The following is a 14,905-nucleotide window of genomic DNA, read 5'->3' on the forward strand; positions in this document are numbered from 1 at the left end:
GAGGCGGAGGGCTCGGTCACGGGGAGTGCTTCTCTCGGCGAGGGGACGAGGCGAGCTGCCGGGGGTGCGCGCCGGGTCGGCGTGCGGGTCGAGCAACAAAAAGACCCCCCGGGTTCGGGAGGTCGGCGCGTCCGCGGGGGTGGGCGGACGCGCTAGGCGATGACGATCGGGAGGGCCATGCCGACATCGTGGCACACGTCACGCCCGCCGTCAGCCCCGTCCACCGTGCGGGACGGCGGCCGAGTTCGGCACTCCGCGCCCGAGTTCGGCACCTGGAGGTGCCGACCTGGGCGACGGAGTGCCGAACTCGGCGACCCCGTCAGACCAGCCGGTGCATCCAGCCGTGCGGGTCGGCGGCGCGGCCGTACTGGATGTCGGTGAGGCGCTGGCGGATGCTCTGCATGACCGGGCCGGCGGCGCCGTCGCCCACCGCCACGTCGAAGTCGCCGCCGGCGAGCCGGCCGATCGGCGTCACGACCGCGGCGGTGCCGCAGGCGAACACCTCGGCGACGCTGCCGTCGCGGATCCCGTCCAGCAGCTCCGCCAGCGGGATGTCCCGCTCGGCGACCTCGCGTCCGTCCTCGGTGAGCAGCTGCAGGATCGACGACCGCGTGACGCCCTCGAGGATCGAGCCGGTGAGCCGCGGCGTCGACACGGACCCGTCGGCGCCGACCACGAACACGTTCATGCCGCCGAGCTCCTCGAGCAGCGTGCCGGTGGCCGCGTCGAGGAAGCACACCTGCTCGCAGCCGCGGGCCTGCGCCTCCTGCTGCGGGAGCAGGCTGGCGGCGTAGTTGCCGCCGCACTTGGCCGCGCCGGTGCCGCCGGCCGCGGCGCGGGCGTAGTCCTCGGACACCCAGATCGACACCGGCTTGACGCCCCCGGCGAAGTACGAGCCGACCGGCGACGCGATCACCAGGTACTCGGCCTGCAGCGACGGCCGCACGCCGAGGAACGCCTCGGACGCGTACATGAACGGCCGCAGGTAGAGGCTGGTCTCCTCCCCCGACGGCACCCAGGCCTCGTCGGTCCGCACGAGCGCGGTCACCGACGCGAGGAAGTCCTCGGTGGACAGCTCGGGCAGCGCGAGCCGGCGGGCGGAGCGCTGCAGCCGCTCGGCGTTGGCCTGCGGGCGGAACGTCCACACGGAGCCGTCGGCGTGCCGGTACGCCTTGAGCCCCTCGAAGATCTCCTGGGCGTAGTGCAGCACCGCGGTGGCGGGGTCGAGCAGCAGCGGGCCGTACTTCTCGACCCGGCGGTCGTGCCAGCCGAGGCCCTGGGTCCAGGAGACGCGGGCCATGTGGTCGGTGAACACGGTGCCGAACTTCGGCGTGGCGAGCAGCGACTCCCGCTCGGCGTCGGGCGTCGGGGTGTCGGTGGGACGGACCTCGAAGGTCGAGCCGAGGTCGGTCGTGTCGGAGATGCTCATGAGTCTGCGGCCTTTCACCAGGAGTCTGATCTGACGGTACCTGGGCGACGGCCTTCGGTGGGACGGCGGGACAGCGACGGTGCGCCCCGAGCGGGCGCGATCAGCCGGCGATGCGCGCGGCGAGGTCCTTGCCCACCTCGGCCGTCGACCGTACTCGGCCCCCGCGCTCCGCGACGTCCGCCGCGACCGCGGCCTCGACGCGGGCGGCGGCCTCGCGCTCGCCCAGGTGCTCGAGCAGCAGCGCGACGGAGAGCACCGTCGCGGTGGGGTCGGCCTTGCCCTGCCCGGCGATGTCCGGCGCGGAGCCGTGCACCGGCTCGAACATGCTCGGCGCGGTGCGGTCCGGGTTGATGTTCGCGGACGCGGCCAGGCCGATGCCGCCGACGATCGCGCCGGCGAGGTCGGTGAGGATGTCGCCGAACAGGTTGTCCGTGACGATGACGTCGAACCGCGCCGGGTCGGTGACCAGGAAGATGGTCGCCGCGTCCACGTGCAGGTAGTCGACGGTCACGTCCGGGAACTCGGCGTTCACGGCCTCGACGGTGCGTCGCCACAGGTGGCCGGCGTGCACCAGGACGTTGTGCTTGTGCACCAGGGTGAGCTTCTTGCGCGGGCGGGCGTTCGCGCGGGCGAACGCGTCGCGCACCACCCGCTCGACGCCGAACGCGGTGTTGACGCTGACCTCGTTGGCGATCTCGTGCGGGGTGCCGACGCGGATCGCGCCGCCGTTGCCGACGTACGGGCCCTCGGTGCCCTCGCGGACGACCACGAAGTCGACGTCGCCCGGGTTCGCGAGCGGGGAGGCCACGCCGGGGTACAGCTTCGACGGGCGCAGGTTCACGTAGTGGTCCAGGGCGAACCGCAGCTTGAGCAGCAGGCCGCGCTCCAGGACGCCGGACGGCACGCTCGGGTCGCCGATGGCGCCGAGCAGGATCGCGTCGTGCGTGCGGATCGCCTCGAGGTCCGCGTCGGTCAGCGTCTCGCCGGTCGCGTGCCAGCGGCGCGCGCCCAGGTCGAAGTCGGTCGTGGTGACCGTGCTGCCCGAGCCGGAGAGGGCGGCGTCGAGGGCCAGGAGCCCCTGCTCCACGACCTCGGTGCCGATGCCGTCACCCGCGACGACCGCCAGGTTGATCCGCTGCGCCATGCTCTCCACCCTAGTGAGTCGTCTTACTTCCCGGGACGACCGTCTCAGGCCTCGGACGGTGCCGCGGCGGCGCCCCGGTCGCCGGGCCGCGGGTACAGCAGCTCGAACCGCTCGAGCACGACCGGCGTCGCGTCCGTCAGCACCGCACCCAGCGCCTCGAGCAGCGGGCCCCAGGACCCCTCGCGGTCCGCGCGCCAGGACGCGAGCGTCCCGTCGCCCTCCGCCTCCGCCGCCGCGACGTCCGCGTCGACCTCGCCGAACGGGACCGTCTCGACCCGCGTGGTGCGGATGAGGGCGCCGGGCCGGCCGGCGCCGTCGGTGACGATCGCCAGGTCGCCCTTCACCGGCAGCGGCGCGTCGGCGTGCTCGAGCTCCGCCAGGGCCGTCGACGTCGCGGTCTTGGTGCCGTCCAGCACGAGCGCGAGCGCCGCGTCGGCGAGGGCCGGGTCGTCCCCGAACGCCCAGGACGGCGGCACGAGCGACCCCGGCACCCCCGGCCCGAGCACCGACGCGAACCGGACGACGCCGGCCCGCACCCGGGCGACCTCCCAGAACTCCAGCACCTCGTCGGCGTGCGTGCTGGCGGCGGCGTCGTCGGTCATGCGGCCCATCCTCCCGGACGCGAGCGGAAACCACGACGCCGAGATAGGGCCGTCCCGCCGAGGTAGGACCGTGGACGGTCCTACCTCGGCGCGGAGGTACTACCTCGGCGCGAGGAGCGGCCGGCGGGTCAGCGCGCGGCGGAGCCCTCGACGTAGTCCGTGTCGGACGGCTTCACCCAGGCGAACAGCTTGCGCAGCTCGCGGCCCACGGGCTCGATCGGGTGGTTCTGGCCCTTCTCGCGCAGCTCCTTGAACTCCGGCGCGCCGGCGTCCTGGTCGGTGATGAACCGCTCGGCGAAGGCGCCGTTCTGGATGTCCGCGAGGACGGCCTTCATGTTCTCCTTCACGTCGGGCGTGATGACCCGCGGGCCGGAGACGTAGTCGCCGTACTCGGCCGTGTCGGAGACCGACCAGCGCTGCTTGGTGATGCCGCCCTCGAAGATGAGGTCGACGATCAGCTTCAGCTCGTGCAGCACCTCGAAGTACGCGACCTCGGGCTGGTAGCCGGCCTCGGTCAGCGTCTCGAAGCCGTACTGGATCAGCTGGGACACGCCGCCGCAGAGGACGGCCTGCTCGCCGAACAGGTCGGTCTCGGTCTCCTCGGTGAACGTGGTCTTGATGCCGGCGGCGCGCAGGCCGCCGATGCCCTTGGCGTAGGACAGCGCGAGGTCCCAGGCGGAGCCGGACGCGTCCTGCTCGACGGCGACGATCACCGGCACGCCCCGGCCGTCGACGTACTCGCGGCGCACGAGGTGGCCCGGGCCCTTCGGGGCGACCATGACGATGTCGTGGCCGGCCTCGGGCTTGATGTAGCCGAACCGGATGTTGAAGCCGTGGCCGAACACGAGCGCGGCGCCCTCGGTCAGGTTCGGGGCGATCTCGTCGCGGTAGATGTGCCGCTGCACCTGGTCCGGCGCGAGGATCACGACGACGTCGGCACCCTGGACGGCCTCGGCCACCGTGGCGACCTTGAGGCCCTCGTTCTCGGCCTTGGCGCGGGAGGCGGAGCCCTCGCGCAGGCCGACGGTGACGTCGACGCCGGAGTCGCGCAGGTTCAGCGCGTGCGCGTGCCCCTGGCTGCCGTAGCCGATGACGGCGACCTTCTTGCTCTGGATGATCGACAGGTCGGCGTCGTCGTCGTAGAACAGCTCAGCCACGATGGTTCTCCTTGTGTGTGCGGGGTCGTGCGTGCGAAGGGTGCTGGGGTGGTGCTGCGGGTGCAGCCTCAGGCGGACCGGCTGACGCGCTCGAGCGCGCGGTCCGTGATGGAGCGGGGCCCGCGGCCGATGGCCACGATGCCGGACTGGACGATCTCGCGGACGCCGAACGGCTCGAGCGCGGCGAGGAGCGCCGTGAGCTTGCCCGGGCTGCCGGTCGCCTCGATGGTGACGGTGTCCGGCACGACGTCCACGACGTGCGCCCGGAACAGCTCGACCACCTCGAGCACCTGGGTGCGGACCGGGCCCTCGGCACGGACCTTCACCAGCAGCAGCTCGCGCTGCACGGAGGCGGCGTCCTCGAGCTCGACGATCTTGATCACGTTGATCAGCTTGTTCAGCTGCTTGGTGACCTGCTCGAGCGGCAGGGCGTCGACGTCGACCACGACGGTGATCCGGGAGATCTCGTCGTGCTCGGTCGGGCCCACCGCGAGGGAGTGGATGTTGAACGACCGGCGGGCGAACAGGCCGGCGACGCGGGTCAGCACGCCGGGCTTGTTCTCCACGAGGACGGAGAGGGTGTGACGGCTCATGATCTCTTCCTCAGTCCTCGCGGTCCCACGCCGGGGAGATGCCCCGGGCGTACTGGATGTCGTCGTTGCTCACGCCGGCGGCGACCATCGGCCACACCATCGAGTCGCGCGACACCGTGAAGTCCACGACCACGGGCTGGTCGTCGATCTCCATCGCGCGCTTGATGGTGGCGTCCACGTCCGCGGTCGTCTCGCAGCGGAGGCCGACCGCGCCGTAGGCGTCGGCGAGCTTGACGAAGTCCGGGACGTGGATGGTGCCGTGACCGGTGTGCAGGTCGGTGTTCGAGTACCGGGACTCGTAGAACAGGGTCTGCCACTGCCGGACCATGCCCAGCGAGGAGTTGTTGATCACCGCGACCTTGATCGGGATCTCGTTGATCGTGCAGGTGGCGAGCTCCTGGTTGGTCATCTGGAAGCAGCCGTCGCCGTCGATCGCCCACACGGTGCGGTCCGGGGCGCCGACCTTCGCGCCCATGGCGGCGGGCACCGAGAAGCCCATCGTGCCGAGGCCGCCGGAGTTCAGCCAGGAGTTGGGCCGCTCGTACTTGATGAACTGCGCGGCCCACATCTGGTGCTGCCCCACGCCGGACACGAAGATCGACTCCGGCCCGGACAGCTCGCCGATCCGGGAGATCACGTGCTGCGGTGCCAGGTGGCCGTCGGTCGGCTCGTCGTAGCCCAGCGGGAACGTCTCGCGCCACGAGTCGATCTGCCGCCACCACGCCTCGAGGTCCGGCTTGCCGTGCTGCACCTGCTCGCGGGCGAGCTCGGGCAGCAGGTCCGCGATGACCTCGCGCAGGTCGCCGACGATCGGCACGTCCACCGCGCGGTTCTTGCCGATCTCCGCGGGGTCGATGTCCGCGTGCACGATCGTGGCGTTCGGGGCGAACGACGACAGCTTGCCGGTCACGCGGTCGTCGAACCGCGCGCCCAGCGCCACCACCAGGTCCGCCTTCTGCAGCGCGGCGACCGCGGCCACCGTGCCGTGCATGCCGGGCATGCCGAGGTGCTGCGGGTGCGTGTCGGGCAGCGCGCCGCGGGCCATCAGCGTGGTGACCACGGCGGCGCCGGACTCGTCGACCAGGCGGCGCAGCTCGGCCGACGCGCCGGAGCGGATCACGCCGCCGCCGACCATCAGCACCGGGCGGCGGGCGGTCGCGAGCAACCGGGCGGCCTCGCGGATCTGCTTGCCGTGCGGCTTGGTCACCGGGTGGTAGCCCGGCAGGTCCAGCTGCTGCGGCCAGGTGAACGTGGTGTCCGTCTGCATGGCCGACTTGGCGATGTCCACCAGCACCGGGCCGGGGCGGCCGGTCGACGCGATGTGGAACGCCTCCGCGATCGTGCGCGGGATGTCGTCCGGGTCGGTCACCAGGAAGTTGTGCTTGGTGATCGGCAGCGTGATGCCGACGATGTCGGCCTCCTGGAACGCGTCCGTGCCGATCAGCGAGGCGCCGACCTGGCCGGTGATCGCGACCAGCGGGATCGAGTCCATGTTCGCGTCGGCGATCGGCGTCACGAGGTTGGTCGCGCCCGGGCCCGAGGTGGCCATCGTGACGCCGACCTTGCCGGTGGCCTGGGCGTAGCCCGTGGCCGCGTGGCCGCCGCCCTGCTCGTGCCGCACGAGGATGTGCCGGAGCCGGGTGGAGTCCATCAGCGGGTCGTACGTCGGCAGGATCGCGCCGCCGGGGATGCCGAAGACGACCTCGGCGCCGGCCTCCTCGAGCGAGCGGACGATCGACTTGGCGCCGGTGACCTGCTCGGTGACGACGGGCCGCGGCCGGGCGGCCGGGGCGGCCTCGCGGGCAGCGGGCTCGACGAGGCGCGCGGGCTCGCGCGCCTCGGGCGTGCCGGCGGGCGCGGCCGACCTGCGGGGCGGTGCCGGGTGGGGGCCCTGGACCATCGGTGTCTCCTGCGTCTGTGCGGGTGGAGCGGGTGCTGCTGCGACCGGGGCCGCGTGGGTGCCGCGCGAGTCCTCGCCGGCACGAAAAAACCCCTCGGGCCCGAGGAGCCGGGCCGGTCGAGGGGTGCGCGCGCGGGCAGAGCCTTCCGTGCGTGGCGTCAGCCGGCGCGCTCGGGAAGTACTACGAGGAGGAGGTTCGTCCGCATGTCACGTGACACTACGCCGCGCATCCCGTGGTGTCACGCCCGCTGGGAGGCGTCTCACATCGTGGTGCACGAGTCCACCAGATGATCGGGACCGAGTCGTGACCTGCCGCGCCGGCCGCGCGACCCCCGGACGGGCGCGGGCTCTCCTAGCCTCACCGCATGACCCGCACCCGCGCCGCCCGCGGCCCGCTGCTCGCCGGGGCCGCGGTCGCGGCGCTCGCGCTGCTCACGGCGTGCGGCGGTGCCGACGACGCCGCGCCCGCCCGGACGAGCGCCGACCGGACGAGCTCCGCCCCGACGGCCACGGCGACGCCGGAGCCGAGCCCGTCCCCCACCGGGGACGCCGACGACGCCCCGACCGCCCCGCCCTCGGCGGCCGCCGGCACGGGGGTCAGCACCGCGGCGCCCTCCGCCGACGCCGCGCTCACCGTGACCGGCGTCCGGGTGGGCCACCACGACGGCTTCGACCGGGTCGTCCTGGAGCTCGGCGGCACCGGGACGCCCGGGTGGCGGGTCGAGTACGTCGACGCGGCGGTGGCCGACCCGAGCGACGAGCAGGTCGACCTGGCCGGGGACAGCGTCCTGCGCGTGACCGTCGAGGGCACGGTGCTGCCGTACGAGACCAGGCTGACGGAGGCGCCCGTCGGGGTGCCCCGCACCGTCGCGGGCGGCACCGCCGTCGCCGAGGCCGTGTACCTGGGCGCGTTCGAGGCGCAGTCGCAGGCGCTCGTCGGGGTCACCGGCGACCCGCGGCCGTACCGCGTGCAGCTGCTCGCCGACCCGGTCCGCGTCGTGGTGGACGTCGAGGGCTGAGCCCCGGCGTCAGCGCGGGATGGCCGCCAGCTCGGTCGCGTCGTACCAGAGCAGGTCCCGCTCGGCGAGGGAGTCGAGCGCGGCGTCGTCGCCGTCCAGCGCCCGGGCGACCTCGTCCTTGGCGGCCGGTTCGTCGACGTGCGCGCACACGACGACGTCGAGCGTGGCCGGCGCCGTCAGCGTCACCAGGCTCGCCGCCTCGTCGTCGACCCCCGCGCCGTCCTCCGGCGCTCCGTCCTGCACGGCGTCGTCCGGCACCTCGACGGTGAGGACGAGCCGCAGGCCGGGCGCGTCCGGGCGGGACGCGAGCAGCACGAGCGCGTCGTCCGCGGCCATGAGCTGCGCCGCGAACTCGACACCCTCCTCGTCCTCGTCGGGCAGCAGCGCGGTCAGCGCCGGGGTGACCGCGTGCGCGCGGCGCGGGGCCGCGAGCGGGGCGCGGCCGCCCAGCAGGTCGTCGAGCTCGTCCAGGGTGGCAGGCAGGTAGAGACGCACGGGACCAGTGTGCCGCCCGGCGGTGCGAACGGGGCACATCGAGGACGAACTCGGGCGAGTCCGGCACCTCGGGCGCGACGCGCCCGGAGTTGTCCCCAGGCTGCGGCGCCCTCCTTGGCGGCCGCCCGACCTGCGCGGTACATCTGGCCCCCCGGCTGCGGCCGGCCGACCACGGAGGTACCCCATGAGCACTGACAGCAGCGGCACGACCACGACCGGGGTGCCGTGAGCACCGCGGTGGGGGTCCGCCTCGTCCCCGCCCCGCCGCCCCTCCCCGCGGAGCAGACGGCGCACGAGACCGGACCGCCCCGCACCGCGACGCCGTCGCCGGGCGGACCCGCGCCCGACCCGGTGCCGCCCGCCCTGCGCACGGGCCGGCCCCGGCGGCAGCCACCCGTCCGGACCGCCCGGTCCCGCGCCCGCGACGGGGCGCCGGGCGGGGCACCGGAGCTCGACCCGCGGCAGGCGTGCTGCATGGTCGCCCTGGCGGCCGTCGAGGTGCTCGCCGGCAGCCGGCCGCTCGCCCAGCTCGCACGCTGGCTCACGCCCGACGTCTACGACGGCCTCGCCCGCCGGGCCGTCCTCACCGCACCCGGGACCCGGGTGCTGGACGCGGCCGCCGGCGCCCGCGACCTCGCCGACCCGCCCGACCCGGCGGGACCGACCCGGCGCCCGTCGGTGCGGCGGGTGCGGGTGCACCGCGTCGACGCGCACACCGTGGAGTCCTCCGTCGTCGTCGCCCACGCCGACCGGGTCCGCGCCGTCGCGGTCCGGCTCAGCCGGTCGACGGGGCGCTGGCGGGCGTCGGCGCTCGTGGTGGGCTGACGGAGCGGCACCGCGACCAGGCTCCCGGCCCGGGTACGACGACGCCGCCCGCCCTCCCCCTGCGGGGCGGACGGGCGGCGTCGGGCCGGCGGGGCTCAGCCCCGGCGGCGCTGCTGCTTCGCGGCCTTGCGGCGCGCCTCGCGGTTGCCGGCGTCGTCACCCGCGCCGGACCCGTCCGACGCCGCGGGACCCGCGGTGCCGTCCGCCGGCGCCGACGTCGCCGGGCCGGCCGCGCGTCGGCCGCGGGTGACGGTGGTGCCGCTGTCGCCGTCGACGCTCGGCGCCGAGTACTGCAGCGGGACCCGGCGCTCCGGGCCGTCGATCCCCTTGGCCACCAGCACCGGCGCGGTCGCGCCGTCGCCCTCGGCGGAGACGGCCTGCGCGTCGCCGTCGGCGGCCGCGGCGGCGGCCTGCGCGGGCTCGGCGACCTTGACCTCGAGGTTGAAGAGGTAGCCGACGGCCTCCTCCTTGATGGCGTCGGTCATCGCCTGGAACAGCTGGTAGCCCTCGCGCTGGTACTCGATCAGCGGGTCGCGCTGGGCCATCGCGCGCAGGCCGATGCCCTCCTTGAGGTAGTCCATCTCGTAGAGGTGCTCGCGCCACTTGCGGTCCAGCACGGACAGCACGACCCGGCGCTCCAGCTGGCGCATGCTGGCCTCGCCCAGGGACGTCTCGCGCTCGGAGTAGGCGATCCGCGCGTCGGAGAGCAGCTCGGCCTTGAGGAGCTCGGGGGTGACCCGGCCCAGGCCGCCGGCCTGCTCGACGACCTCGTCCACCTCGATCGACACGGGGTACACGGTCTTGAGCGTGGTCCACAGCTGCTCGAGGTCCCAGTCCTCCGGGTGCCCCTCGGCGGTGGCGGCGGTGACGTAGTCGTCGAGCACGTCCTCCAGGAAGTGCTGGACCTGCTCCTGCATGTTCTCGCCCTCGAGCACGCGGCGGCGCTGCTCGTAGATGACCTCGCGCTGCCGGGACAGCACGTCGTCGTACTTGAGGACGTTCTTGCGGATCTCGAAGTTCCGCGCCTCGACCTGCGACTGCGCGGAGCGGATGCCGCGGGTCACGATCTTGGACTCGAGCGGCAGGTCGTCCGGGAACCCGGCGCGGGTCATCATCGACTCGGCCATGCCGGAGTTGAACAGCCGCATGAGGTCGTCCTGCAGCGACAGGTAGAACCGGGACTCGCCCGGGTCGCCCTGCCGGCCGGAGCGGCCGCGCAGCTGGTTGTCGATGCGACGGGACTCGTGGCGCTCGGTGCCGAGCACGTACAGGCCGCCGAGCTCCACGACCTCGTCGTGCTCCGCGGCGACCGCGGCCTTCGCCTTCTCCAGGGCGTCGGGCCAGGCGGCCTCGTACTCCTCCGGGCTCTCGTTCGGGTCCAGCCCGCGCGACGCGAGGTCGGCGACCGCCATGAACTCGGCGTTGCCTCCGAGCATGATGTCCGTGCCACGGCCGGCCATGTTGGTGGCGACCGTGACGGCGCCCTTGCGGCCGGCCTGCGCGACGATCGAGGCCTCGCGGGCGTGCTGCTTCGCGTTGAGCACCTCGTGCGGGACGCCGGCCTTGCGGAGCTTCTTCGACAGGATCTCGGACTTCTCGACGCTCGTGGTGCCGACGAGGACGGGCTGGCCGTGCGCGTGCCGCTCGACGATGTCCGCGACGACCGCGTCGTACTTGCCCTCCTCCGCCTTGTAGACGAGGTCGGCCTGGTCGATGCGCTGCATCCCGCGGTTGGTCGGGATCGGCACGACGCCCAGCTTGTACGTGCCCTGGAACTCGGCCGCCTCGGTCTCGGCGGTACCGGTCATGCCGGAGAGCTTGTCGTAGAGCCGGAAGTAGTTCTGCAGGGTGATCGTGGCGAGGGTCTGGTTCTCGGCCTTGATGACCACCCCCTCCTTCGCCTCGATGGCCTGGTGCATGCCCTCGTTGTAGCGGCGGCCCGGCAGGACGCGGCCGGTGTGCTCGTCGACGATGAGCACCTCGCCCTTGTCGACGATGTAGTCCTTGTCGCGCTTGAACAGCTCCTTGGCCTTGATGGCGTTGTTCAGGAAGCCGATCAGCGGGGTGTTCAGCGACTCGTACAGGTTCTCGATGCCGAGGTAGTCCTCGACGCGCTCGATGCCCGGCTCCAGGACGCCGATGGTGCGCTTCTTCTCGTCGACCTCGTAGTCGCGCTCGGGCTGCAGGCGGCGGACGACCTTCGCGAACTCGGAGTACCAGCGGTTCGCGTCGCCGGAGGCCGGGCCGGAGATGATGAGCGGCGTGCGGGCCTCGTCGATGAGGATCGAGTCGACCTCGTCGACGATCGCGAAGTGGTGGCCGCGCTGCACGAGCTCGTCGGTGCTCCACGCCATGTTGTCGCGGAGGAAGTCGAAGCCGAACTCGTTGTTCGTGCCGTAGGTGATGTCGGCGGCGTACTGCACGCGGCGCTCGGCGGGCGTCTGGCCGGACAGCACGACGCCGGTGGTCAGGCCGAGGAACCGGTAGACCCGGCCCATGAGGTCGGCCTGGTAGCTCGCCAGGTAGTCGTTGACCGTGACGACGTGCACGCCCTTGCCGGTCAGCGCGTTGAGGTAGGCCGGCGCGGTCGCGACGAGGGTCTTGCCCTCACCGGTCTTCATCTCGGCGATGTTGCCCCAGTGCAGGGCGGCGCCGCCCTGCAGCTGGACGTCGAAGTGCCGCTGGCCGAGCGTGCGGCGCGCGGCCTCGCGCACCGCGGCGAACGCCTCGGCCATGAGGTCGTCCAGCGACTCGCCGTCGGCCAGCCGCGCCTTGAACCGGTCGGTCTCCTCGCGCAGCTCGGCGTCCGACAGGGACGTGAAGCTGTCCTCCAGCGCGTTCACCTGCTGGGCGACACCCGACAGCTTCTTGAGGATCCGTCCCTCGCCCAGGCGGAGGACCTTCTCGAGGATCGCAGGCACGTGCACTCCCGACTCGCTGCGCCCCACGTGGCCACGTGCGGCGTCCCGGCGTCCCGACCGCACAGCCGGGCCCCGACCATCGTAGGTGAGGTGCGGCGACGCGCAGCAACCCGGTGGCACCCGTCCGGCGGCCCGGCGGTCAGCCGGGCGGGTCAGCCCGCCGCGAGCGCGCCCGCCAGCACCGGCGCCAGCGTCCCGCGCGGCGTCCCGTCCCGGTCCCCCACCACGACGTCGTCCAGCCCCAGCCACGTCGCGAGCAGCCGCAGCTCGGCCGCCAGGTCCGCCGCGACGTCACCCGGCGCGGAGCCGGGGACGGCGCCCGGCACCGGGCCGGCGGCCTCCGCCGGGTGCGCGGCGTGCACCCGGAGCAGCCCTGCGCGGCGGTCCGCCTTGAGGTCGACCAGCGCGGCCAGCCGCTCGCCGCGCAGGAACGGCAGCACGTAGTACCCGTGCACCCGCTGCGCCTCCGGCACGTAGATCTCGATGCGGTACCGCAGCCCGAACAGCTCCTCCAGCCGGCGGCGCTCGAACACCAGCGGGTCGAACGGGCTCAGCAGCGCCCGGCCGGTGGCCCGGCGGGGCAGGTCGGCGTCGGCGTGCAGGTAGGTGGGCCGGGCCCAGCCGTCGACCTGCACCGGCACCAGCGTGCCCTCGTCCACCAGGTCGCCGACCGCGGCCCGGGCTCGCGGCCCCTTGATCCGGAAGTAGTCGAGCAGGCAGCGCTCCGAGGCGACGCCGTGCGCCCGGGCGGCGATCCGGAGCAGCGCGCGCACCGCGTCGTCGTCGTCCGGCTCCGGCGCGGCGAGCACCTCCGGCGGCAGCACCCGCTCCGTGAGGTCGTAGCACCGCTCGAACTGCGGGTTCCGGCGCGCCGACGCGACCTGGCCCGTGAAGAACAGGTACTCCAGCACCCGCTTGGCCGCGGTCCAGTTCCAGCCCCACTCCGTGCGGTCCCGCGGCACCGGGCCCTCGACGCGGGCGTGCACCTCGCTCGCGGTGAGCGGGCCGTCGTCCGCGATCATCGCCAGCACGTCGGCCACCAGCGGCGAGTGCGTCAGCGGCACCTCGCGGATGGAGCCCCACGCGTAGTCGCGGTAGGCGCGCCGCCGCCAGCCGAGCAGCGCGTACGTCTCCGGCGGCACGTACGACGCCTCGTGCGCCCAGGTCTCGACCAGCCGGCGGGGCGCCCGGCCCGCGGCCCGGTCCAGCAGCGCCGGGTCGTACGGGCCGACCCGGGAGAACGTCGGCACCAGGTGCGCGCGGGCGACCACGTTGACCGAGTCGATCTGCAGCAGGCCGACCCGGTCCACCACCTGCTGCAGCTGCCGCATCGTGGCCGGCCCGGTGCGCTCGGCGCGGGGGCGGTCCAGGCCCTGGGCGCGCAGCGCGACCCGGCGCGCCTGGGACAGCGACAGCGAGCCCGCGGGCCGGTGCGCCGTGCCGGTGGCCGCGCGGCGGGTGGGCCACCGCACGCTAGCGGCGGGCACGACCGCGCCCGCCGACCGGAGGGTCGTCGGCGGGCGCGGTGCGGTGGCGTCGTCCGGCTCAGCGCTGGGCGGCGGCCCCCGCGGGGGCGGCGACGCCCCCGGCCTGCGGCGCCGCGGCTGCGCCGTCGCCCGAGCCCATGCTGGTCACGGCCGCGTCGAGCTTGATGATCCCGTAGCTCCAGCCGCGGCGGCGGTACGCGACGGACGGCTGGGCCGTCTCGGCGTCGACGAACAGGAAGAAGTCGTGGCCGACGAGCTCCATCTCGTAGAGCGCGTCGTCGATGGTCATCGGCTGCGCGACGTGCACCTTCTCGCGGATGACGACCGGCGAGTCGCCGAGGGTCGTCTCCACCACCCCGTCCTCGGAGGGCTCGGGCGCGACGGGCTCGGGCTCCAGGTCCTCGAGCGGCGGCAGCGGGTCGCTCACCGGCGCGGGGACCTTGCCGCGGTGGCTCTTGCGCCGGTCGCGCGCCCGGCGGAGCCGCTCCGCGAGCTTGTCGATCGCCAGGTCGAAGGCCCCGTACCGGTCGTCCGCGCACGCCTCGGCGCGGATCACCGGTCCCTTGCCCACCACGGTCAGCTCGACCCGCTCGGCGGCGGCGGCCTGCCGGGGGTTGGGCTCGTGGGTCACCTCGACGTCGATGCGCTGCGCCCGGGGGGCGAGCTGCTCGAGCCTGGCGAGCTTGTCCGTCACGTGCTGACGGAACCGCTCGGGGACGTCGGTGTGACGGCCGGCGACGACGATCTCCATGGGGTACCTCCTGGAGGTCCGGGGGCGGGTCGGTGCCCGCCCGGCAGCGTGCTCTGAGCGCCCTCACGGGCGCGGTCTGCGGCACCACCTCCTCGTGCGGGCGTACCCGTCGAGTCCCGGTACCGGGGGACGTCAGTGCCTCCCGGTGCTGTGGAGGACCACGCTAGCCCGGGTCGGCCGAGGCTTCCAACCAACCGGTCGGGGAGCCCGGCGGACGGGTGACGGCGAGCACCAGCCCGCCCGCGACCTGCGCGCCCGCGGACTCCAGCGCCGACCGGCAGGCGGCCAGCGTGGCGCCCGTCGTCAGCACGTCGTCGACCAGGAGCACCCGCGCCCCGGCGAGCGCGGGCCGGGCCCGCCGGCGGACCCGGACCCGGCCCGCGAGGTTCGCCGCGCGGCCCCGCACACCCAGGCCGACCTGGTCCCGGCCGCCGCCGGACAGCCGCAGCGCGGGCAGCGCGACGGCCCCGCCGAGCCCGGCCGCGACGGCCCGGGCGAGCGCACCGACCAGGTCCTCGCCGCGGCGCGCCCGCCCCCGCGGTGACGGCGGCGCGGGCACGACCAGCAGCGGCGCGGGGACCC

The 14,905-nt window shown here is 74.3% G+C and carries 13 protein-coding genes; 2 read left to right on the plus strand and 11 right to left on the minus strand.

Features of this window, described 5'->3' with window-relative positions; genetic code table 11:
• Nucleotides 1-319 precede the first annotated feature (319 nt).
• From G6556_RS10025 to G6556_RS10050, 6 genes are all read right to left on the minus strand, one after another.
• Nucleotides 320-1,429, minus strand: coding sequence for a branched-chain amino acid aminotransferase (locus tag G6556_RS10025; RefSeq protein ID WP_166940896.1), 1,110 nt, complete (start codon nt 1,427-1,429; stop codon nt 320-322).
• A gap of 100 nt (nt 1,430-1,529) precedes the next feature.
• On the minus strand, nt 1,530-2,573 hold the full coding sequence (locus tag G6556_RS10030) for a 3-isopropylmalate dehydrogenase (protein ID WP_166940898.1): 1,044 nt from the start codon (nt 2,571-2,573) through the stop codon (nt 1,530-1,532).
• 44 nt (nt 2,574-2,617) lie between these two features.
• The gene (locus tag G6556_RS10035; protein ID WP_240934220.1) at nt 2,618-3,175 is read right to left on the minus strand and encodes an ASCH domain-containing protein; all 558 of its coding nucleotides are present in this window, start codon (nt 3,173-3,175) and stop codon (nt 2,618-2,620) included.
• Between the two features lie 128 nt (nt 3,176-3,303).
• A complete protein-coding gene (gene ilvC / locus G6556_RS10040; protein ID WP_147796003.1) occupies nt 3,304-4,332 on the minus strand; it encodes a ketol-acid reductoisomerase in 1,029 nt (342 codons plus the stop codon).
• A gap of 68 nt (nt 4,333-4,400) precedes the next feature.
• Nucleotides 4,401-4,925 carry an acetolactate synthase small subunit gene (ilvN, locus tag G6556_RS10045; protein ID WP_147796002.1) on the minus strand — a complete coding sequence of 175 codons (525 nt, stop codon included), beginning with the start codon at nt 4,923-4,925 and terminating at the stop codon, nt 4,401-4,403.
• Between the two features lie 10 nt (nt 4,926-4,935).
• Nucleotides 4,936-6,825, minus strand: coding sequence for an acetolactate synthase large subunit (locus G6556_RS10050; protein ID WP_166940902.1), 1,890 nt, complete (start codon nt 6,823-6,825; stop codon nt 4,936-4,938).
• Between the two features lie 365 nt (nt 6,826-7,190).
• Here G6556_RS10050 and G6556_RS10055 point away from each other — a divergent pair, with 365 nt between their 5' ends.
• Nucleotides 7,191-7,844: a hypothetical protein gene (locus tag G6556_RS10055; protein WP_166940904.1), complete on the plus strand. Its 654-nt coding sequence runs from the start codon at nt 7,191-7,193 to the stop codon at nt 7,842-7,844.
• Between the two features lie 9 nt (nt 7,845-7,853).
• On the opposite strand, the gene G6556_RS10060 is transcribed toward G6556_RS10055, so the two are convergent.
• Nucleotides 7,854-8,339, minus strand: a complete 486-nt coding sequence (locus tag G6556_RS10060; RefSeq protein WP_166940906.1) for a hypothetical protein — start codon at nt 8,337-8,339, stop codon at nt 7,854-7,856.
• 351 nt (nt 8,340-8,690) lie between these two features.
• Between G6556_RS10060 and G6556_RS10065 the strand changes: the two genes are divergently transcribed.
• A complete protein-coding gene (locus G6556_RS10065) occupies nt 8,691-9,164 on the plus strand; it encodes an Rv3235 family protein (protein ID WP_346774824.1) in 474 nt (157 codons plus the stop codon).
• Between the two features lie 95 nt (nt 9,165-9,259).
• Here G6556_RS10065 and secA read toward each other — a convergent pair whose 3' ends face one another.
• From secA to G6556_RS10085, 4 genes are all read right to left on the minus strand, one after another.
• Nucleotides 9,260-12,085: a preprotein translocase subunit SecA gene (secA, locus tag G6556_RS10070; protein ID WP_166940910.1), complete on the minus strand. Its 2,826-nt coding sequence runs from the start codon at nt 12,083-12,085 to the stop codon at nt 9,260-9,262.
• 152 nt (nt 12,086-12,237) lie between these two features.
• A complete protein-coding gene (locus G6556_RS10075; RefSeq protein ID WP_240934232.1) occupies nt 12,238-13,500 on the minus strand; it encodes a crosslink repair DNA glycosylase YcaQ family protein in 1,263 nt (420 codons plus the stop codon).
• Between the two features lie 130 nt (nt 13,501-13,630).
• Nucleotides 13,631-14,323, minus strand: a complete 693-nt coding sequence (gene raiA, locus G6556_RS10080; RefSeq protein WP_166940912.1) for a ribosome-associated translation inhibitor RaiA — start codon at nt 14,321-14,323, stop codon at nt 13,631-13,633.
• Between the two features lie 163 nt (nt 14,324-14,486).
• Nucleotides 14,487-14,905 (minus strand): phosphoribosyltransferase family protein (locus tag G6556_RS10085; RefSeq protein WP_166940914.1); only part of this gene is annotated, 419 nt, incomplete at its 5' end.

The organism is Cellulomonas sp. IC4_254 (genome assembly GCF_011603975.1).
Classification (GTDB): Bacteria; Actinomycetota; Actinomycetes; order Actinomycetales; family Cellulomonadaceae; genus Cellulomonas.